The sequence below is a fragment of the Cellulomonas hominis genome (genome assembly GCF_005239125.1).
GTDB lineage: Bacteria > Actinomycetota > Actinomycetes > Actinomycetales > Cellulomonadaceae > Cellulomonas > Cellulomonas hominis_A.
On sequence record NZ_SZYE01000052.1, the window covers coordinates 1 to 20,642 of the forward strand.

Genomic DNA, 20,642 nt, shown 5'->3' on the forward strand with positions numbered 1-20,642 from the left:
CCTCCGGTGCCGCCGGGCCGCGGCTGGAACCCGCCGCCGCCCACGCCCCCGACCCCGCCCCGGCCGCCGCGCCGCGGGCCCGGGGCCGCGGTCACCGGCATCGTGGTGGCGCTGCTCCTGATCGGCCTGGCCGGCCTGCTCGCCGCCGACCGCGCCGGGGTCTACGACGGCCCGATCGCGGCCGTGCTCGTCGGCGGCGGCCTGGCCCTCGTCGGCCTGGCGATCATCGTGTCGGGCCTCCGCGGTCGCACGGCGGGCGGCCTCACCGCGCTGGCCGTCGTCGGCATGGTGGTCGCCGGCCCCGCCGCGGTCGCCAGCGACGCCCGGTGGGGCGACTGGGACCGCTGGGACCGCGCGAACGGCCCGGTCAGCAGCATCGACACCACCGTCACCAGCCGCGTCGCGGCCGAGCGCGGCTACTCGTTCGGCGTCGGCGACGCCCGGGTGGACCTCACCGGCGTGCCGCTCACCGACGAGACCCTGACCGTCCCGATCAGCGGCGGCCTGGGCGACGTCACGGTCGTCGTGCCCGAGGGCGCCGCGGTCGTCGCGGACGTCAGCTCCGGGGCCGGCAACGTCACCTGGAAGGTCGACGGCAAGAACGAGCGCAACGACGGCGTGGGCCACTCCCGGACCTTCACCAGCGAGGCCATGTCCGGCCGCGAGGACGCCGAGATCGAGCTCACGATCGAGGTCGGCGTCGGCAGCATCACCATCGAGGAGGACTGATGACCAGCACCGGCTCCGGGACCCCCCGGCCCGACGGCGCGGACGAGCCCGTGACCGAGCGCATCGAGACCGCCGACGCGGCCGAGACCGCCGACGCCCCCGACGCGACCGACGCGACCGAGCAGATCGACCAGGTCGACGCCACGCAGCGCATCGAGACCGCCGACGAGACCGCGCGGATCGAGACGGTCGACGCGACCGCCCGCGTCGAGGCCGTCGACGCCACCGAGCAGATCGACCAGGTCGACGCGACCCGGCGGATCGACGCCGTCGGCGACACCGCGCGGATCGAGCCCGCGGACGACACCGCACGGATCGACGCGGTCGGCGACACCGCACGGATCGAGCCCGCCGGCGACACCGCACGCATCGAGACCGCCGGCGACACCGCAGCGTCGGGCGCGGACCCCACCCCGACCGCCGCGGGAGTGGCGCCCACGCCGCCGGTGCGCGAGTCGTCCTGGTCGGCGGCCCCGCCCGCCGCGACCGGTTCCTCGCCGTACGGCTCCCCGGCCTCCGGTTCCCCGTCGTACGGCACCCCGACCGCCGGGACGCCGGCCTCCGGGACCGCGGCACCCGGCGGCCCCGCTCACGGCACCTCGTCGTACGGCACCCCGTCGTACGGCACCCCCGGGCACGGCGCCCCGACCCCGGCCCCGGCACCCGAGCCGGAGGACCGCGGACCCCGTGCGGGCACCGTGGTGTGGGGCCTGATCGTGGTGGCCGTCGGCATCCTGGTGCTCGCCGTCGCGGCGGGCGTCCGGATCGATCTCCAGCTCGCGCTGATCGTGCTGCTGGCCGCGGCGGGTGTCGCCCTGCTCGTGGGCTCGGTCCTGACCGCGGGTCGCCGCAAGCGCCGCGAGCAGCGCGCCGCCCGCTGACCGGCCGGTGGGCGCGGGCCCACCACCGCGACCGAGCAATCGACGCGTCGAGTGTGCATCCTGCGGATGCCCACTCGACGCGTCGATTGCACACTCGGCGACGGGGACGCGGGATGCGCCGGGTCGACCGAACGCAGAGGGCCGGCGCGAGGCTGTGGACGACGGCAGCTGGGCCTCGCAGGTCGGGCAGTGTGGGGACATGAGCAGCGAGGTCCCCGTCACCGCGCCGGCCCCCGCCGGTGCACGTCCGCTGACCGCCGACGACCTGCGCGCCACCGGCCTGGCCGGCGAGGACCTCCGCCGCGCCGCGCGGGCGGGCTCCCTGGTCCGGGTCCGGCACGGCGCCTACGTCCCGGCCGGCGCGTGGACCTCCGCCGACGAGGCCGAGCAGCACCGCCTCCGGGTGCGGGCGGCGGCCCGGCGGATGGCGGCGCCGGTGTTCGCCCTGGAGTCCGCCGCGGCGGTGTGGCGCCTTCCCCTGCTCGGCGGGTGGCCGTCGGACGTGCAGGTGCTGCTCCCCGTCTCTCGCGGCACGACCTCGACGCCCGGGGTCCGGCGGCACCGCGTGGCCGCTGTCCCTGCCACCCGCCTCGTCGACGGCGTCACCGTCACCACGGTCGCGCGTACCGTCGTCGATCTCGCGCGGACCGGCTCGTTCGCGCGTGGGCTGGTGCTGGCCGACCACGCGCTCCGCCGGTCCCGGCTGAACACGCAGGACCTGGCGCGTGAGGTGGCCTGGGCTGGCAGCGGACGCGGGGTGCGTGGGGCGCGCCGGGTGGTCGACGAGGCGCACGCAGGGGCCGAGTCGCCCGGGGAGTCGCTCAGCCGTGCGCGGATGATCGAGCTCGGTCTGCCCCGCCCGGCGCTGCAGCACGAGGTCCGGGACCGGGGCGGTCTCGTCGGCCGGGTCGACTTCTTCTGGCAGGACCAGGGCGTCGTCGGGGAGTTCGACGGCCGTCTGAAGTACCGCGCCGGCGGGGTGGGCGACCGCACCGCCGCCGAGGACCGCGTCTGGGCGGAGAAGCGCCGCGAGGACCGGCTCCGCGCCGCCGGCCTGCGCGTGGTCCGCTGGACCTGGCAGGACGCCCTCGACCCGGCGCGCCTGGCCCGCGTCCTCGCCGCCGCTGGCATCCGCCCGCCCACCTAACCCTCATCCGGCCCCCTGCCGAGTGGGCAGCCGACGCGTCGAGTGTGCATCCCGCGGATGCACACTCGACGCGTCGGCTGCCCACTGGGCTCAGACCGCCGCGGGCGGGACGGCGGAGGGCCGGGACCCCGTGCGGGGTCCCGGCCCTCCGGCCGTGCGTGGGCGTCAGGCCCGGACGTTCTCGTCCGTGGCCGGCGAGGCGCCGGTGGGACGGACGGTGTCCGTGGCGGCGGCCGCCTTGCGGCCACCGAGCAGGAACAGCGCCCAGCCGATCAGGATGAACATGATGCCGAGGCCCATGACCAGGGCGGCGACGCCGAACGCGACCACCGAGGTGAACAGCGAGGCCCGCAGGAAGGACGCGTTCATCGCCACGTCGCGCAGCGGGTCGTCCTGCTCGAGCTCGGCGTAGGTCTTGCCGCCGGTGGCCTCGAGGGCGTGGTGCTGGATGATGTCGGCCTGGGCGAACGCCGTCCAGGGGCTCGTCACGGCCTGGCCGCCGAAGTTCGCGGCGTCCTCCGAGACGGTGATGTTCTCGTCGGCGAGGTGGCTGGAGACCGAGCCCCAGGTGACGCCGCCGGCGATGATGAGGACGATGCCGGCGATCGCCGAGATGATGCCGATGACGCGAGCAGCCTTCGAGCCGCCCGTCGCTGCCACGGTAGCCATGGTCTGTTTCCTTCCGATACCCCCGGTGCGGGCCGACCGTCGGTCGACCCGGTGGAACGTGTGAGCCCCACGTGGAAGAGCCTGTCTCCCCCGTCGGCCGCGCCGTGGGACCAAGGTCACGGAGACGACCGCGATCCCGCCTTGTGAAGCCGCGCACAAAGACCGGATTTCCGCTGGTCGGGCCCTTGGTCCCAGCTATGACACGTTGTCAGCCTAGGACATAGGTCCTGGTCGGGCGCCCACCCGCTCCGAATGATCCGGGACGCACGACGGCCCGGCACCCCTGCTGGGGTACCGGGCCGTGGCGCGTCAGCTCACTCCCACTCGATGGTGCCCGGCGGCTTGCTCGTCACGTCGAGCACCACGCGGTTGACCTCCGGCACCTCGTTCGTGATGCGGGTGGAGATCGTCGCCAGCACGTCGTAGGGCAGGCGGGTCCAGTCGGCGGTCATCGCGTCCTCGGAGGACACGGGGCGCAGCACGACGGGGTGGCCGTAGGTGCGGCCGTCGCCCTGCACGCCCACCGAGCGCACGTCGGCGAGCAGCACGACCGGGCACTGCCAGATCTCGCGGTCCAGGCCGGCGCGGGTGAGCTCCTCGCGGGCGATGACGTCCGCGGCGCGCAGGACGTCGAGCCGCTCCTGCGTGACCTCCCCGATGATCCGGATGCCCAGGCCGGGTCCCGGGAACGGCTGGCGCCAGACGATCGACTCCGGCACGCCGAGCTCGAGGCCGACGGCGCGGACCTCGTCCTTGAACAGGGCCCGCAGCGGCTCGACCAGCTGGAACTGCAGGTCGTCGGGCAGCCCGCCGACGTTGTGGTGGCTCTTGATGTTGGCCGCGCCCTCGCCGCCGCCGGACTCGACGACGTCCGGGTACAGCGTGCCCTGCACGAGGAACTTGACCTCCTCGCCGTGGGCGCCGGCCTCCTCGACGACCTCGCGCGCCGCGTCCTCGAACACGCGGATGAACTCGCGGCCGATGATCTTGCGCTTGGTCTCGGGGTCGGTGTGGCCCGCGAGCGCCTGCAGGAACCGCTCGCGCGCGTCGACGACCTTGAGGTTGACCCCGGTGGAGGCGACGAAGTCCTGCTCGACCTGCTCGGCCTCGCCGGTGCGCAGCAGGCCGTGGTCGACGAACACGCAGGTGAGCTGGTCGCCGACGGCCTTCTGCACGAGCGCGGCCGCGACGGACGAGTCGACGCCGCCGGACAGGCCGCACACGACCCGGGCGTCGCCGACCTGGGCGCGGATCTTCTCGACCTGGTCGGCGATCACGTTGCCCGGGTTCCAGTCCGGGGTGAGGCCGGCGCCCTCGTAGAGGAAGTGCTCGAGGGTGCGCTGGCCGAGCGGCGAGTGCTTCACCTCGGGGTGCCACTGCACGCCGAACAGGCGGCGGTCGCGGTCCTCGAACGCCGCGACCGGCGAGCCGGCCGACGTCGCGAGCACCTCGAAGCCCTCGGGCGCGGCGTGCACGGCGTCGCCGTGGCTCATCCAGACGGTCTGCTGCTCGGGGCTCTCGGCGAGGACCGTGCCGGTGGCGACGACCTCGACCGGGGTGCCGCCGTACTCGCGGTTGCCGGTCTGCGCGACCTCGCCGCCGAGAGCCTTGGCCATCGCCTGGAAGCCGTAGCAGATGCCGAGCACCGGGACCCCGGCCTCGAACAGGGCGGGGTCGACGAACGGGGCGCCCTCGGCGTACACCGAGGACGGGCCGCCGGACAGGATGATCGCCGACGGATCCTTGGCCAGCATGTCCTGCACCGAGGCCGTGTGCGGCACGATCTCGGAGTAGACGCTCGCCTCGCGGACGCGGCGCGCGATCAGCTGCGCGTACTGCGCGCCGAAGTCGACGACGAGGACGGGACGGGGCGTGTCGGTGGGCGGCGGCGCGGGCGTGTCGGGAGCGTCGGTCACCCCACCAGGGTAGTGCGCCGCGCCGACGGACCGGGACGCCCCGGGGGCGCCGGCGACCCGGGTCAGGACCCGGAGCGCTCGCCGATGCGCCGCTGCCGGCTGATCTCCTTGCGGAGGCTCTCGTGGAAGTCCTCGGCGACGGCGAGCTGCTCGCGCAGGGCCCGCGACCGCTCCTCGGCGGCCAGCCGGTACATGCGCAGGCGCTTGAGGAGCGCCTCGTGCTCCTCCGGGTCGATCGTCGGCTCGTTGATCCGGTCGAGCACGCCCAGCAGGTCACCCATCTCGTCGAGGGAGAAGTCGAGCGGCTTCATGCGCTTGATCAGCTCCAGCCGTGCGATGTCGGGCTCGGTGTACAGGCGGAATCCGCCGTGCGTGCGGGCCGAGGGCCGGACGAGGCCGACCTCCCCGTAGTACCGGATGGTCCGCAGCGACAGCCCGGTGCGCTCGGCGACCTCGCCGATCTGCATGTGGTGCAGGCTCACGGGCCACCTCCTTCCGCACCGCGCGGCGTCAGCATAGCCACGGCGGACGCCGACGACCTGGACCGACGCCGTCGCGGTCCTCGCGCGCGCCGCGGCGCCGGGGCCCCGCACCCTCCTGTCACGTGAGCGTCGGGTGGTGGTGTGAAGATCCGGTGGGGGTCGTCCCCCGCACCACGCTGCGCTCTTCTCAAACCTCGCAAAGCGGACATACCTTCCGTCACGTGAGGGATGACGCCCCGGCCACCGCGCCGACGACCGCGACCACCGGACTGCCCGGCACCGGCTTCGCGTCGCCGGTGCCGGGCTCCCCCGCGCCCGACCTCGCGCCCGGCGTCCCGGCCCGCGCCGCGCGGCTGCCCGGCCTCGACGCCCTCCGCGGGCTGGCCGTCGGCCTGGTGCTGCTCAACCACGCGGCCCCCGACCGGTTCGGCGCCGCCGGGGTCCTCGGCGTGACGGTGTTCTTCGCCCTGTCGGGCTGGCTGATCACCGGCGTGCTGATGCGCGACCTCGACCGGGGCGGCCGGATCCGGTTCGGCCGCTTCTACGCCCACCGGCTGCTCCGGCTGTACCCGCCGCTGCTGCTCATGCTCGCCGGGTACGTCGTCGTCGAGGGGGCGTTCGACCTGCTGGGCCAGGCGCACCTCGTGCCGGAGACCCTCGTCGCGGCGCTGACCTACACGATCAACATCCCGGGGCTGCCGCACGGCAGCGAGTCGGTCTACCACTTCTGGACCCTGGCCGCGGAGGAGCAGTTCTACCTGGTCTGGCCCCTGCTGCTGGCGTGGGCCTGGCGCCGGGGCTGGCTGCGCGCGGCGACCGCCGTGTGCGTGGCGGCGGCCCTCGCGGCCTGCATGGTGACGCTGCTGCTGGTCGTGCCGGACGTGGCGCGGGTCTACGCGCTGCCGACCTCGTGGGGCGCGGCGCTGCTGATCGGCTGCGCGGGCTACCTCGGGCGCACGGCGGTGGCGGCGCGGCTGCCGCAGACGGCCGGGGCACGGCGCGCGGTCCAGGCCGGCATCGTGGCGGCGCTGCTCGCCGGCACGCTGCTGACCGGGCTCGCCGGGCACACCGCCTGGTACCTGCTGGGCGTCCCGGCCGTCGCCGTCGCCACCGTCGTGCTGATCAGCTACGTCGGCGGATGGCGGACGCTGCCCGGCCGCTGGCTGCGTCCCGCGGTCGCGCTCGGCACGGTCTCGTACGCCGCGTACCTGTGGAACGGCGCGATCGCGCGCTGGCTCGGGCACCCCGACGACCTCGGCGGGATGGCGCTCGGGATCGCGCTCACCCTGGTCGCGGCGACGGCGAGCTGGTGGCTCGTCGAGCGCCCGGTGGCGCGCTGGCGCGCGCGCCGCGCGGCCCGGTGACCCGGGCCGCCGGGCCGCGTCGGTCTCAGCCCAGCCGCGCCTGCGCGTCGGCGTGCACGCGCCGCTCCAGGACGAACGACATCACCGGCACCACGCCCGCGAGCGCCATGGTCACCAGCCGGCCGAGGGACCAGCGCATCGCGGACCACAGCTGCACCACGGTGAACAGGTACACGACGTAGATCCAGCCGTGCACGATCGCGACCCAGGTGCCGAGCACCGGCAGCGGGGACCCCGTCGCCGGGTCGACGCCGTTCGCGTGGAACACGTACTTCAGCACCATCTCGAGGCACAGGACCAGCAGCATCGTGCCGGTGACGAACGCCATCACGCGGTACCGGGTCAGCCGCCCGGGGGTGCCCGGCGGCACGGGGGCCGGTCGCCGGACGTCGGCGGGGGCGGGCGTGGGCTGTCCGGTGGGCTCGGTCATCGGTGCGGGTCTCCTCGGGGGTGTGCCGGCGGGCGCGGGGCGGGGCCGCGCGTCCACCCACGATTCTCGCTCAGGTCCGCGCCGGACCCGCACGTGCCGAATTGTCGTTCCGCGCGTGGGTGGCGACCCGTAGCGTTGTCCCACGTGCGACCCCTCCCCCTGCCCGACCCCGGCCGACCACCGCTGACCGGCCCCTGGCGCCTCATGCTCCGGCAGGGGCGCCGGCAGCTCGGCGTCCTCGCGGGGGCCACCGCCGTCGCGGTCGTCGGCAACGTCGCCGCGGCGCTGCTGCCCTGGCAGCTCGGCCGCGTCGTGGACGACGGGCTCGAGGACGGCCTGAGCTCCGCGCTGTGGCTCGGCTGCCTCGGCGTGTTCGCGCTCGGCATGGTGCAGGTCGGCACGAACGTCTGGGGCCACCGGCTCGAGGTCGAGAACTGGCTGCGCGCGGCGTTCGCGTCCTCGCAGCAGGTCGGGCACCACGTGACCCGCACGGGCGACGCCGTCACCGACGAGCTCCCCACGGGCGAGGTGGTCGCGACCGTCGCCACCGACGCCCTGCGCATGGGCGAGGTGTACGCGATCGTGCCGCGGCTGGTCGGGGGCATCGCGGCGTACCTGGTGCTGGGCGCGGTGCTGCTGCGCACCTCGGTGCCGCTGGGCCTGCTCGTCCTGCTCGGCCTGCCGGTGGTGGTCGCGGCCCTGTCGCTGCTCGTGCGCCCGCTGCAGAAGCGGCAGTCCGAGCAGCGCGAGGCCACGGGCCGGCTGACGACGCTCGGCGCGGACACGGTGTCCGGCCTGCGCATCCTGCGCGGCATCGGCGGCGAGGACGTGTTCGCCGACCGGTACCGGGCGCAGTCGCAGCAGGTCCGCGCGGCGGGCGTGCGGGTGTCGCAGACCCAGTCGCTGCTCGACGCGCTGCAGACGCTGCTGCCCGGGCTGTTCCTCGCGGTCGTCGTCTGGGCGGGCGCCCGGCTCGCGATCAGCGGCGACATCACGCCCGGCCAGCTGGTCGCGTTCTACGGCTTCGCGGCGTTCCTCACCCAGCCGCTGTGGACCGCGAGCGAGGCGATCCGCGTGGTCACCCGCGCCGTCGTCGGCGCGCGCAAGATCATCCGGGTGCTCTCGGTGCCGGTCGCCGGCTCCGACGACCCCGCGACCCCGGCGCCGTCCCCCGCCGCCGGCGAGCCGCTGGTGGACGAGGGCAGCGGGCTGGTCGTGCGCCCGGGACGGATCACCGCGCTGGTGAGCGCCGACCCCGACGAGACGGCGCGGCTCGCGCTGCGGCTGGGCCGGCTGGGGCCGCAGCGGCACGGCGGCGCGGACGACGAGGACCTGGATGACTCCGGCCGGGACGGGACGGTCCCGGCACCGGGCGCCGCGGACGCCGACCCCGGCCTGTCGCGGGTCCGCTGGGGCCGCACCCTGCTCGCCGAGCTCGGCCTGGCCGAGGTCCGCGACCGGGTGGTCGTCGCCGAGTCCACCCCGCACCTGTTCACCGGCCTGCTGTCCGACGAGCTCGACGTGCGCGGCGGGGCCGACCGGGACGCGCTGCTCGAGGCGATGCGGGTCGCGGACGCCGGGGACGTGCTCGACTCGGTGCCCGGAGGCCTGGACGGCGAGGTCGAGGAGAAGGGCCGCTCGCTGTCCGGGGGCCAGCGGCAGCGGGTCGCGCTCGCCCGGGCGCTGCTCACCGGCGCGGAGGTGCTCGTCCTGATCGAGCCCACCAGCGCCGTCGACGCGCACACCGAGGCGCGGATCGCCCGCCGGCTGGCGGACGCCCGCCGCGGCGCGACCACGGTGGTCGTCACGGCCAGCCCCCTCGTGCTGGACGTCGTGGACGAGGTGGTGCTGGTCGCGGGCGGCCGGGTCGTCGCGACCGGCACCCACCGCGACCTGGTGACGGCGCGCGACGCCACCGGGGCGGCCTACCGCTCGGTGGTCTCCCGCGCGGACGACGAGCCCGCCGCGACCGACCCCGCACCCACCACCACGACCGACGAGGAGGACCGCCGTGAAGCTGCCCGTCGCTGACGCCGCCGCGCTGCGCCGGCACACCACCGCGCTCCTGCGCCGGCACCGCCGCGGCCTCGGCGTCGTCGTGCTGCTGCACGTCCTCGCCGCCACCGCCGGCCTGGCCGGGCCGTGGCTGCTCGGCCGCCTGGTGGACGGCGTGGTCACCGGCACCGACACCACCGCCGTCGACCGGACCGTCCTGGTCCTCGTCGTGGCGGTGCTCGCCCAGACCGTGCTGATCCGGTACGCCCAGCGGGCCGCGATGGTCCTCGGGGAGACCGTGTTCGCCGAGCTGCGCGAGGAGTTCGTCGCGACGGTGACCCGGCTGCCCCTGTCCACGGTGGAGCGGGCCGGCACCGGCGACCTCGTGGCGCGCACCACGACCGACATCGACCGCGTCCAGTACACCGTCCGCTTCGGCGTGCCGCGCCTGCTGGTGACCGCCGCGACCATCGTCCTGACCCTGGTCGCCGCCTTCGCCACGAACGCGCTCGTCGCGATCGGCCTGCTCGCCGGCGTGCCGCTGCTGCTGGCGGTCACCCGCTGGTACCTGCGCCGCGCCGCACCCGCCTACCTGCGGGAGTCGGCGGCGTACGCGACCCTCAACGGCACGATCACCGAGTCCGTCGAGGGCGCCCGCACCGTCGACGCCCTGGGCCTCGGCCCGCGCCGGCGCGCCCGCGTGGACGCGGACCTGCGGGAGGCGTTCGCGGCGGAGAGCGCCACGCTCAACCTGCGCTCGGTGCTGTTCCCGGGCGTCGACACGTCGTTCGTGCTGCCGGTGGTCGCGGTGCTCGCCTGGGGCGCGTACCTCATCTCGACGGGCCACGCGACGATCGGCGCCGTCACCACCATCGCCCTGTACGCGACGCAGATCATCCACCCGATCGGCGAGCTGATCTTCTGGCTGGACGAGATCCAGGTCGGCGCGACCTCGCTCGCCCGCATCCTCGGGGTCGCGGACGTGGCGCCGGACCGGACGGCGCGCGACGCCCGGCCGACCGGCTCGGACGTCACCGCGCGCGAGGTCCGGTACGCCTACCGCGAGGGCCACGACGTCCTGCACGGCATCGACCTGGGGCTGCGCCCCGGGGAGCGGCTGGCGGTCGTCGGGCCCTCGGGCGCGGGCAAGTCGACGCTCGGCCGGATGCTCGCCGGCATCCACCCGCCCACGGCGGGCTCCGTGACGGTCGGCGACGTGCCGCTCGTCGACCTGCCCCTGGACGAGCTCCGCGGCCACGTCGCGCTGGTCACCCAGGAGCACCACGTGTTCGTCGGCCCGCTCGCGGACAACCTGCGGCTCGCCGACCCCGGCGCGGACGACGCGGCGCTGGAGCGGGCGCTGCGCGCCGTCGACGCGTGGGACTGGGTGCGGGCGCTGCCCGAGGGCCTCGCGACCCCGGTCGGCTCCGGCGGCACGGCGCTGACCCCCGCGCAGGCCCAGCAGGTCGCGCTCGCCCGGCTGGTGCTGCTCGACCCGCACACGCTGGTGCTGGACGAGGCCACCTCCCTGCTCGACCCTCGGGCCGCGCGGCACCTGGAGCGGTCGCTGTCCGCGGTGCTGCACGGCCGGACGGTCGTCGCGATCGCGCACCGGCTGCACACCGCGCACGACGCGGACCGGGTGGCCGTGGTCGACGCGGGGCGGATCAGCGAGATCGGGCCGCACGACGAGCTGGTCGCCGCGGGCGGGGACTACGCCTCGCTCTGGCGCTCCTGGCAGCAGGAGTAGGTCAGGCCGGCCGGGTCCCCTCGGCGGCGGAGCCCTCGGCGGCGGAGCCCTCCGCCGGCTCGTCCTGCGGGTCGAACGCCCCCGACAGCCGCAGCACCTCGTCCTTGAGCAGCCGCACCCACAGGAACACCGCGAACCCGCCGAAGACGAACCACTGGGCCGCGTACCCGAGGTTCTGGATGTTCAGCCCCGTCCCGGACCGGGTGGGCGGCGGCAGCAGCTCGAGGGTGGCGGCCTGCGCCGGCTGCGAGCTGGTCAGCACGGCGTAGCCCGTCCAGATCGGCCCGCCCCAGACGCCGAGGAGCTCGGCGGACGAGATGGTGTCGGTCGTCCCCGCCGTCTGCGCCCCGTGCGGGTCGCCGGAGTCCTCGGAGGCCTGCAGGTACCCCGTCACCGTCACGGTCCCGGCGGGCGGCTCGAGCCCGCCGGCCGCGGGGTCGTCGCCGGCCACCCAGCCCCGGACGACGGGCAGCACGGCCCCGTCGACGGCCGGGTCGTCGGACGCGACCCGCAGCGGCGTCAGCACCAGCGAGCCGGTGCGGTCGCCGAGCGCGCGGCCCGGCACGAGCAGCTGGCCGTCGGCCTCGTACTCCCCCGTCACCTCGACCCGGCGCCCGACCAGCGCGCCGTCGAACGTCGTCTGCGGGAGCAGCACCTCGGCGATCGGCACGGGCTCCTGCGCCTCGACCTCGGCCAGCTTCGCGGCCTGGGCGGCGGCGCCGCGCACCTCCGCGCGCTCGAGCTGCCAGGCGCCGAGCCGCCCGCAGACGGCGGCGACGGCGAGGAACAGCACGAGCAGCCCGACCATCCGGGGCGTGCGGGCGACCCGCCACAGCGTCGGCGGCGGCTCCGCGGGCGCAGGCTGCGTCGGGGTCGAGGGCACCGCAGCACGGTACCCGGCGCGCCTGGGGGCCGAGGAACCGGGTCCCGGCGGCGGCCCGGCCTGGTGCGCCCGGCAGGTCCATGGGGTTGGATGGTTGGCGGTTGCCTGAGCAGCCACGGGAGGTCCTAGGTCGGACGTCCCGGCTCGCGGCGCGAGGCGCCGCAAGGCTGGTGTGGCCCGGCGGGGGTGCTCGACCGGGCCCACGGCACATCCGTGGTTCTGCGAAACGGGGAGAGAGCATGACTACGACGACGTCGAGGCCCGAGACCTGGCAGGCCGGTTCCGGCCAGCCGGTGTCGGACGAGACGCTCCGACGGATCGACGCCTGGTGGCGGACGGCCAACTACCTGTCGGTCGGGCAGATCTACCTGCTGGCCAACCCGCTGCTGCGCGAGCCGCTGACCAAGGACCACGTGAAGCCGCGGCTCCTGGGCCACTGGGGCACGACGCCGGGTCTGAACTTCCTGTACGCGCACCTGAACCGCGTCATCGCGGAGCGCCAGCAGTCGACGCTCTACCTGACCGGCCCCGGCCACGGCGGCCCGGGCCTGGTGGCCTCCGCCTACCTGGACGGCACCTACTCCGAGGTCTACTCCGACATCACGCCGGACGAGGAGGGCGTGCGCCGCCTGTTCCGCCAGTTCTCGTTCCCGGGCGGCATCCCGTCCCACGTGGCGCCGGAGACCCCCGGGTCGATCCACGAGGGCGGCGAGCTCGGCTACGCCCTGTCGCACGCGTACGGCGCGGCGTTCGACAACCCGGACCTGCTGATCGCGGCGGTGGTCGGCGACGGCGAGGCCGAGACGGGCCCGCTCGCGACGTCCTGGCACTCGAACAAGTTCATCGACCCGGCCAAGGACGGCGTCGTGCTGCCGATCCTGCACCTCAACGGGTACAAGATCGCGAACCCGACCGTCCTGGCGCGCATCCCCGAGGACGAGCTGCTCGACCTCATGCGCGGGTACGGCCACAAGCCGCACCTGTTCGTCGGCGGCTTCGACGGCGAGGACCACGCGGCCGTGCACGCCCGGTTCGCCGAGCTGCTGGACGTCGTGCTGGACGAGATCGCCGAGATCAAGGCGCGGGCCGCCGCGGGCGACGAGTCCCGCCCGGCCTGGCCGATGATCGTCTTCAAGACCCCCAAGGGCTGGACCTGCCCGCCGGTGATCGACGACAAGCAGGTCGAGAACTCCTGGCGCTCGCACCAGGTGCCGCTGGCCAGCGCCCGCGACACCGACGAGCACCTGCAGGTCCTCGAGGGCTGGCTGAAGTCGTACCGCCCGGAGGAGCTGTTCGAGGCCGACGGCTCGGTCAAGGCCGACATCACGGCCCTGTCCCCCGGCGGCACGCTGCGGATGAGCGACAACCCGCACGCGAACGGCGGGCTGCTGCTCAAGGACCTGCGGCTGCCCGACTTCCGCGACTTCGCGGTCGACGTGCCGGTGCCCGGCGGCTCGATCTCCGAGGCCACCCGCGAGCTCGGCAAGTACCTCACCGAGGTCATCCGGCGGAACCCGGACAACTTCCGGATCTTCGGCCCGGACGAGACGGCGTCCAACCGCCTGCAGGCCGTGTTCGACGTGACGAACAAGCAGTGGAACGCCGAGTACCTGCCGACGGACGTCGACGACCACCTGGCCCGGATGGGCCGCGTCGTGGAGATGCTGTCCGAGCACCAGTGCCAGGGCTGGCTCGAGGGCTACCTGCTGACGGGCCGGCACGGCCTGATCACGTCGTACGAGGCCTTCATCCACATCGTCGACTCGATGTTCAACCAGCACGCCAAGTGGCTGAAGGTCACGAACCACATCCCGTGGCGCCGGCCGATCGCGTCGCTGAACTACCTGCTGTCCAGCCACGTGTGGCGCCAGGACCACAACGGCTTCAGCCACCAGGACCCCGGCTTCATCGACCACGTGGTCAACAAGAAGGCCGAGATCGTCCGGGTGTACCTGCCGCCGGACGCGAACACCCTGCTGTCGACGTACGACCACTGCCTGCGCAGCCGGCAGTACGTCAACGTCGTGGTGTCCGGCAAGCAGCCCGCGCCCAACTTCCTGACGATGGACGAGGCCGTGGCGCACTGCACCCGCGGCCTGGGCATCTGGTCGTGGGCGGGCACCGAGGTCGAGGGCGAGGACCCGGACGTGGTGCTCGGCTGCGCCGGCGACGTCCCGACGCTGGAGGTGCTGGCCGCGGCCGACATCCTGCGGCGCGAGCTGCCGGACCTCAAGGTCCGCGTGGTCAACGTCGTGGACCTCATGCGGCTGCAGGACGAGCGGGAGCACCCGCACGGCCTGTCGGACCGCGACTTCAACACGCTGTTCACCACGGACAAGCCGATCGTGTTCGCGTACCACGGCTACCCGTGGCTCATCCACCGCCTGACGTACCGCCGCAAGGGGCACAAGAACCTGCACGTGCGGGGGTACAAGGAGGAGGGCACGACCACGACGCCGTTCGACATGGTCATGCTCAACGACCTGGACCGGTTCCACCTGGTGATCGACGTGATCGACCAGGTGCCGTCGCTGGGCTCGAAGTACGCGGGCCTGCGGCAGCGCATGGTCGACGCGCGGCTCCGGGCGCACGACTACACCCGGGCGCACGGGGAGGACCTCCCCGAGGTGCGCGACTGGGTCTGGCCGGACGCCGGCGAGACCGGCACCGAGGAGGGCGGCCCGCAGCAGTCCACCGCCACCCTCGCGACCGGCGGCGACAACGAGTAACCCGCACGCGGCCGATGGCCCGCACCACCCGGTGCGGGCCATCGGTCTTCTGGGACCTAGGTCACACGGGGCGGCCGCGAGAGGGCCGGGAGGGCCCCCGGGTGGCCCGCGTCACCCGGGCTCCGGCGCGATCGGGCGCCGGACGTCCGGCAGAATTCATCCCACCACCTGAGAGCCGGCGACCCCGGCCCAAGCCGACGAGGAAGAAGCCCACCCGTGGCCCGCAGCATCTACGTCACGTCCCCGGAGGGGGACACCGGCAAGTCGACCGTCGCCCTCGGCCTGGTCGACCTGCTGACCCGCACCGTGCAGAGGGTCGGTGTGTTCCGGCCGATCGCGCGCTCCACCGAGACCCGCGACTACGTGCTGGAGCTGCTGCTGGCGCACGACGGCGTCGACCTGTCCTACGAGGACTGCATCGGCACGACCTACGAGGCCGTGCACCACGACCCCGAGGGCGCGCTCGCCACCATCGTCCAGCGGTACCACGCGGTGGCCCGCGACTGCGACGTCGTCGTCGTGGTCGGCACCGACTACACCGACATCGCCGGCCCGGCCGAGCTCGGCTTCAACGCCCGCATCGCCGCCAACCTCGGCGCGCCGGTGCTGCTGTGCATCAAGGGCCAGGGCCGCTCGCCCGAGGAGGTCCGCCAGGTCGCCGAGGTCGCCGCCGCCGAGCTCGAGGCCGGCCACGCGCAGGTCGTCGCGATCGTCGCCAACCGGTGCGACCCGGACAACCTGGAGGCGATCCGCGCCGAGCTGTCCACCCGGGCCACCGCCTGGGCGCTGCCGGAGGAGCCGTTCCTCGTCGCCCCGACGGTCCGCCAGCTCATGGAGTCCGTCGACGGCGCCCTGGTCGGCGGCGACGCCCAGCTGCTGCCCCGCGAGGCCACCGACGTCCTGGTCGGCGCCATGTCGATCGAGCACCTGCTGGAGCGGCTGTCCGACGGCGTCGTCGTGATCGTCCCCGGCGACCGGTCCGACATCCTGCTCGGCCTGCTGATGGCGCACGCCGCCGACGGGTTCCCGTCGCTGTCCGGCATCATCCTCAACGGCGGGTTCGAGCCCCCGGCGACGGTGTCCCGGCTGGTCGACGGCCTCGGCAGCCGGCTGCCGATCATCCGCACCGACCTCGGCACGTTCGCCTCCGCGAGCGCCGCCGCCGGCACCCGCGGCCGGCTGTCCGCCGACTCGCAGCGCAAGGTCGACACCGCCCTGGCGCTGTTCGAGAAGCACACCGACGCCGAGGAGGCTCTGGCCGCCCTCGAGGTGCCGGCCCCCGAGGTCGTCACGCCGCTGATGTTCGAGTACGAGCTGCTCGACCGGGCCCGGTCCGACCGCAAGCACGTCGTGCTCCCCGAGGGCAGCGACGACCGCATCCTGCGCGCCGCGTCCACGCTGCTGCAGCGGGAGGTCGCCGACCTGACCATCCTCGGCGACGAGGCGTCGATCCGGACCCGCGCCACGGAGCTCGGCCTGGACCTGTCCGCCGCGAAGGTCATCGACCCGAAGTCGGGCCAGCTGCTCGAGCGGTTCGCCGCCGAGTACACCGAGCTGCGCAAGCACAAGGGCATGACCGTCGAGCGCGCGCGGGAGATCGTGTCCTCCGTGTCGTACTTCGGCACGATGATGGTCCAGCTCGGTCTGGCCGACGGCATGGTCTCCGGCGCCGCGCACACCACGGCGCACACCATCAAGCCGTCCTTCGAGATCATCAAGACCACCCCGGGCACCTCCGTCGTGTCGTCGGTGTTCCTCATGTGCCTCGAGGACCGCGTCCTGGTCTACGGCGACTGCGCCGTGAACCCGGACCCGACCGCGGAGCAGCTCGCGGACATCGCGATCTCCTCGGCCGAGACCGCCGCGCAGTTCGGCATCGAGCCCCGCATCGCGATGCTGTCCTACTCCACCGGGTCGTCCGGCTCGGGCGCCGACGTGGACAAGGTCCGCACCGCGACCGAGCTGGTCCGCGAGCGCCGCCCCGACCTGAGCGTCGAGGGCCCCATCCAGTACGACGCCGCCGTCGACGCCTCGGTCGCCCAGACCAAGATGCCCGACTCGGCCGTGGCCGGGCGCGCCACCGTGTTCGTGTTCCCGGACCTCAACACCGGCAACAACACCTACAAGGCCGTGCAGCGCTCCGCCGGCGCCGTGGCCGTCGGCCCGGTGCTCCAGGGGCTGCGCAAGCCCGTCAACGACCTGTCCCGGGGCGCCCTGGTGCAGGACATCGTCAACACCGTCGCCATCACGGCGATCCAGGCCCAGGCCCTGACCTCGGAAGGCTCGAAGTGAACCACGTCCTCGTCATCAACTCCGGCTCCTCGTCGATCAAGTACCAGCTGGTCGACGCCACCTCCGGCGACGCGCTCGCCTCCGGCATCGTGGAGCGCATCGGCCTCGAGGTCGGCAAGGTCAAGCACGAGGGCCCGTCCGGGGCGACCGTGCTCGAGCAGCCCGTGCCCGACCACGAGACGGGCATGCGCCTCGTCCTCGACCTGTTCGAGCAGCAGGGCCCGCAGCTCCGCGAGGAGGACCTCACGGCGGTCGGCCACCGCGTGGTCCAGGGCGGCGACGTGTTCGACGGCCCGGCCGTGATCGACGACGCCGTGCTCGCGCAGATCGACGAGCTGTCCCCGCTCGCCCCGCTGCACAACCCGGCGAACGTGGCCGGCATCGTGGCGGCGCGGCACGCGTTCCCGAACATCCCGCACGTCGCGGTCTTCGACACCGCCTTCCACCGCACCATGCCGCCGGCCGCGTACACCTACGCGATCGACGAGCAGGTCGCCAAGCAGTACAAGATCCGCCGGTACGGCGCGCACGGCACCTCGCACCTGTACGTGTCCCGCGCGACCGCCGAGTTCCTGGGCCGGCCGCTCGAGGAGCTCAACACGATCGTGCTGCACCTCGGCAACGGCGCCTCGGCGTCCGCCGTGCGCGGCGGCGCGTGCATCGACACCTCGATGGGCCTGACCCCGCTGGAGGGCCTGGTCATGGGCACCCGGTCCGGCGACATCGACCCGGCGGTGCTGTTCCACCTGGCGCGGGTCGGCGGCTACACGATCGACCAGCTGGACGAGCTGCTGAACCGGAAGTCCGGGATGCTCGGCCTGTCCGGCTACACCGACATGCGCGACGTGCACGACGCCGTGGCCGCGGGCGACGAGCGGGTCAAGACGGCCCTCGACGTCTACTACCACCGCATCAAGGGCTACGTCGGCAAGTACTACGCCGAGCTCGGCCACGTCGACGTCATCACGTTCACCGCCGGCATCGGCGAGAACGACGACATCGTCCGGCTCAACGCCCTCGCGGGCCTCGAGCGGCTCGGCATCCAGGTCGACCCGGAGCGCAACGCGGGCCGCGTCAAGGAGCCCAAGGTCATCTCCCCCGACGGCGCCGAGGTCACCGTGCTGGTGATCCCGACGAACGAGGAGCTGGAGATCGCGCGGCAGTCGGTCGCGGCGATCGGCTGACGCCACCCGCACCCGCGGCAGGGCCCGCGCCGGCACGTCCGGCGCGGGCCCTCGCGCGTCCGGGGCCGGCGCCGCGTCGTCCCTGACGCGTCACCCGTTCGGTCCCTGCCACGTCACCTTCCCGCCCTCCGGACGTCACCTGTCCGCCCCGCGGACTTCACCCGATCGACCGCTCCAGCGTCCGCGGGTGACCGCCGATACGACGGACATGACGCATGCCCGAGCCATCGCCGAGGACCGCGAGTCCTACTGGCGCTCGGAGCTGGACCGCGTCGACCGGCTGTGCGACGCGGCCCCCGCGCTGTGCGTCGCCGCCCTGCCGCCCCTGCTCGCCGAGGCCCGCGCCGAGGGCGCCGTGGCCGTCGAGATCGAGCTCCAGTACAACGGCGGCTGGGCCCACCACCTGCTCGGCGAGGACCCGCTCGCGCTCCGCGCCATCGAGCACGCCCTGGAGCTCGCGACGACGCACGGGATGCGGGCCTGGGAGGGCCGGCTGCTCCAGGGGCTCGCCGCCGTCTACAACGGCTTCGGCGACAACCTGTCGGCGCTGGAGCTGCTCGACCGGTCGCTCGACATCCGCCGCGAGCTGAACGACACCGAGGGCCTCGCGGCGGCCCTGAACAACCTCGCCGACACGTACATCTCGATGGGCCGGTTCCCGGAGAAGGCCCGCGAGCTGCTGGACGAGGCGGCCCGGCTCTGGCCCGAGCTGGACCGCCCCGACGGCACCTGCGCCACCCTGTCGGGGCTCGCCAAGCTCGACACCGACGAGAGCGAGGCGCTGCGCGCCACCGACCCGGCGCGCGCCCGGGCGCTGGCCGAGCGGGCGGTGCAGCTGGCGGTCCGCGGGCTCGAGGCCGCGCGCGGCGTGCCGGACGCGGACGGCGGCAGCTCCGGCAACCCGCGGATGGCCGCGGAGGCGGAGGTGCGGCTCGCCCGGGCCCACATGGCCGGGGGCGACCTGGACGCCGCCGAGGCGGCGCTGACGGCCGTCGAGGCGGCGCTCCCCCGCGTCGCGGCCCGCTACCTGACGATCCGGTACCACGCGGCCCTCGGGCGGCTGCGCCGGCTGCGCGGCGACCACGCGGGCGCCGTCGCGACGCTGGACGAGGGGCTGCTGCTCACCGAGCAGTCGCTGCGGCCGATGGAGCGGGCCGACGTGCTGCTCGAGCTCGTCCAGGTGCACGAGGACGCCGGCGACCTGCGGGCCGCCCTCGCCACGCACCGCCGGTACCACGAGGCCGTCATGGCGCAGCGCGACCAGGCCGCCGAGCGCCGCGGCATCGTCGTCAACGCCCAGCTCGACGTGGAGCGCGTCCGGCAGGCCCGCGACCAGGCCCGCAAGCGCGCGGCCGAGCTGACCGCGCTCAACGAGACGCTGCAGCACGACGCCGCGCACGACCCGCTGACCGGCCTGCTGAACCGGCGCGGGCTCGACGCGGTGCTCGCCGCGCGGCTCGGCCGGGAGGTCGAGCTGGCCTACGTGGTCGCGGACATCGACCTGTTCAAGGCCGTGAACGACGAGCACTCGCACCCGGTCGGCGACGAGGTGCTCCGCCGGGTGGCGCAGATCATGACCAGCGCCGTCCGCGTCGGCGACGCCACGGCGCGCGTGGGCGGCGAGGAGTTCACCCTGGTGCTGCTCGACTCCCCGCACGAGCAGGCGCTGGCCGTCTGCGAGCGGATCCGCGCGACGATCGCCGGGTACCCGTGGCACGAGCTGTCCGAGGGCCTGCGGGTGACGGTGAGCTTCGGCGGCGCGATGGCCGCGGAGGGCGAGACCGGCGGCACGCTCGTCGCCCGGGCGGACGCGGCGCTCTACCGCGCGAAGCGCCAGGGCCGGAACCGGGTGGTGTTCGACGGCACGCCGTCCGCACCCGCACCGCTGCCGGTCCCGGTCCCCCGGACCGCCCGCGACCCGCGCACGCCCTCGGCGGGCACGGCCACCGCCTGCCAGCCGAGCTGACGCGCCCGCGCGCGCTGCCCCGCACCCCGCACCCCGCACTGCCCCGCACCCCGCGCCCCGCGCCCCGCACCCGCACCCGCACCCGCACCCGCACCCGCACGGAGACTCGCCGAGTCTCCATCTCGCGCCTCTGTCGTCCGGCGTGCGCGGAGTCCGGAAACGGAGACTCGGCGCGGGTTCTCGACGCGCGAGGTCGGCGCGCGAGCGGGGCGCGCGCCCCGCCCG

At 74.7% G+C, this 20,642-nt stretch carries 15 protein-coding genes; 10 read left to right on the top strand and 5 right to left on the bottom strand.

The window, feature by feature from the left end; all coding sequences use genetic code 11:
• The 3 genes from FA014_RS08535 to FA014_RS08545 form a co-directional block, all read left to right on the top strand.
• The coding region (locus FA014_RS08535) for a LiaF domain-containing protein (RefSeq protein ID WP_230322978.1) at positions 1 to 729 on the top strand (729 nt) is incomplete at its 5' end.
• Positions 729 to 1,610 carry a hypothetical protein gene (locus tag FA014_RS08540; protein WP_154729270.1) on the top strand — a complete coding sequence of 294 codons (882 nt, stop codon included), beginning with the start codon at positions 729 to 731 and terminating at the stop codon, positions 1,608 to 1,610. The genes FA014_RS08535 and FA014_RS08540, both read left to right, overlap by 1 nt.
• A gap of 199 nt (positions 1,611 to 1,809) precedes the next feature.
• Positions 1,810 to 2,757 (top strand): type IV toxin-antitoxin system AbiEi family antitoxin domain-containing protein, encoded by a 948-nt coding sequence (locus tag FA014_RS08545; RefSeq protein ID WP_154729271.1) that lies wholly within the window; start codon positions 1,810 to 1,812, stop codon positions 2,755 to 2,757.
• Positions 2,758 to 2,922: 165 nt separating this feature from the next.
• Here the strand turns inward: FA014_RS08545 and FA014_RS08550 are convergent, their stop codons facing one another.
• The 3 genes from FA014_RS08550 to FA014_RS08560 all read right to left on the bottom strand — a co-directional run bounded on the left by FA014_RS08550 (position 2,923) and on the right by FA014_RS08560 (position 5,824).
• Entirely contained in the window at positions 2,923 to 3,426 is a 504-nt protein-coding gene (locus FA014_RS08550; protein ID WP_230322979.1) for an aromatic ring-opening dioxygenase LigA, read from the bottom strand.
• A gap of 314 nt (positions 3,427 to 3,740) precedes the next feature.
• The gene (guaA, locus tag FA014_RS08555) at positions 3,741 to 5,342 is read right to left on the bottom strand and encodes a glutamine-hydrolyzing GMP synthase (RefSeq protein WP_154729272.1); all 1,602 of its coding nucleotides are present in this window, start codon (positions 5,340 to 5,342) and stop codon (positions 3,741 to 3,743) included.
• A gap of 62 nt (positions 5,343 to 5,404) precedes the next feature.
• The gene (locus tag FA014_RS08560) at positions 5,405 to 5,824 is read right to left on the bottom strand and encodes a MerR family transcriptional regulator (RefSeq protein ID WP_230322980.1); all 420 of its coding nucleotides are present in this window, start codon (positions 5,822 to 5,824) and stop codon (positions 5,405 to 5,407) included.
• 221 nt (positions 5,825 to 6,045) lie between these two features.
• Here FA014_RS08560 and FA014_RS08565 point away from each other — a divergent pair, with 221 nt between their 5' ends.
• Positions 6,046 to 7,188: an acyltransferase family protein gene (locus FA014_RS08565; protein WP_230322981.1), complete on the top strand. Its 1,143-nt coding sequence runs from the start codon at positions 6,046 to 6,048 to the stop codon at positions 7,186 to 7,188.
• 25 nt (positions 7,189 to 7,213) lie between these two features.
• On the opposite strand, the gene FA014_RS08570 is transcribed toward FA014_RS08565, so the two are convergent.
• Positions 7,214 to 7,618, bottom strand: a complete 405-nt coding sequence (locus FA014_RS08570; protein WP_154729273.1) for a DUF3817 domain-containing protein — start codon at positions 7,616 to 7,618, stop codon at positions 7,214 to 7,216.
• A 144-nt stretch (positions 7,619 to 7,762) separates the two neighbouring features.
• Here FA014_RS08570 and FA014_RS08575 point away from each other — a divergent pair, with 144 nt between their 5' ends.
• Together FA014_RS08575 and FA014_RS08580 are read left to right on the top strand one after the other, a co-directional pair.
• A complete protein-coding gene (locus FA014_RS08575; RefSeq protein WP_195969215.1) occupies positions 7,763 to 9,649 on the top strand; it encodes an ABC transporter transmembrane domain-containing protein in 1,887 nt (628 codons plus the stop codon).
• Complete coding sequence (locus FA014_RS08580; protein ID WP_154729274.1) at positions 9,630 to 11,363, top strand: ABC transporter ATP-binding protein; 1,734 nt, start codon at positions 9,630 to 9,632, stop codon at positions 11,361 to 11,363. Before FA014_RS08575 ends, FA014_RS08580 begins: the two co-directional genes overlap by 20 nt.
• Before the next feature lies 1 nt (position 11,364).
• Here the strand turns inward: FA014_RS08580 and FA014_RS08585 are convergent, their stop codons facing one another.
• Complete coding sequence (locus FA014_RS08585; RefSeq protein WP_230322982.1) at positions 11,365 to 12,246, bottom strand: SURF1 family protein; 882 nt, start codon at positions 12,244 to 12,246, stop codon at positions 11,365 to 11,367.
• A 239-nt stretch (positions 12,247 to 12,485) separates the two neighbouring features.
• Between FA014_RS08585 and FA014_RS08590 the strand changes: the two genes are divergently transcribed.
• The 4 genes from FA014_RS08590 to FA014_RS08605 all read left to right on the top strand — a co-directional run bounded on the left by FA014_RS08590 (position 12,486) and on the right by FA014_RS08605 (position 20,417).
• Positions 12,486 to 14,975, top strand: coding sequence for a phosphoketolase family protein (locus FA014_RS08590; protein WP_154729275.1), 2,490 nt, complete (start codon positions 12,486 to 12,488; stop codon positions 14,973 to 14,975).
• A 216-nt stretch (positions 14,976 to 15,191) separates the two neighbouring features.
• Entirely contained in the window at positions 15,192 to 17,267 is a 2,076-nt protein-coding gene (pta, locus tag FA014_RS08595; RefSeq protein ID WP_154729276.1) for a phosphate acetyltransferase, read from the top strand.
• Positions 17,264 to 18,451, top strand: a complete 1,188-nt coding sequence (locus tag FA014_RS08600) for an acetate/propionate family kinase (RefSeq protein WP_154729277.1) — start codon at positions 17,264 to 17,266, stop codon at positions 18,449 to 18,451. Before pta ends, FA014_RS08600 begins: the two co-directional genes overlap by 4 nt.
• A gap of 208 nt (positions 18,452 to 18,659) precedes the next feature.
• Entirely contained in the window at positions 18,660 to 20,417 is a 1,758-nt protein-coding gene (locus FA014_RS08605; RefSeq protein ID WP_154729278.1) for a tetratricopeptide repeat-containing diguanylate cyclase, read from the top strand.
• Positions 20,418 to 20,642 lie beyond the last annotated feature (225 nt).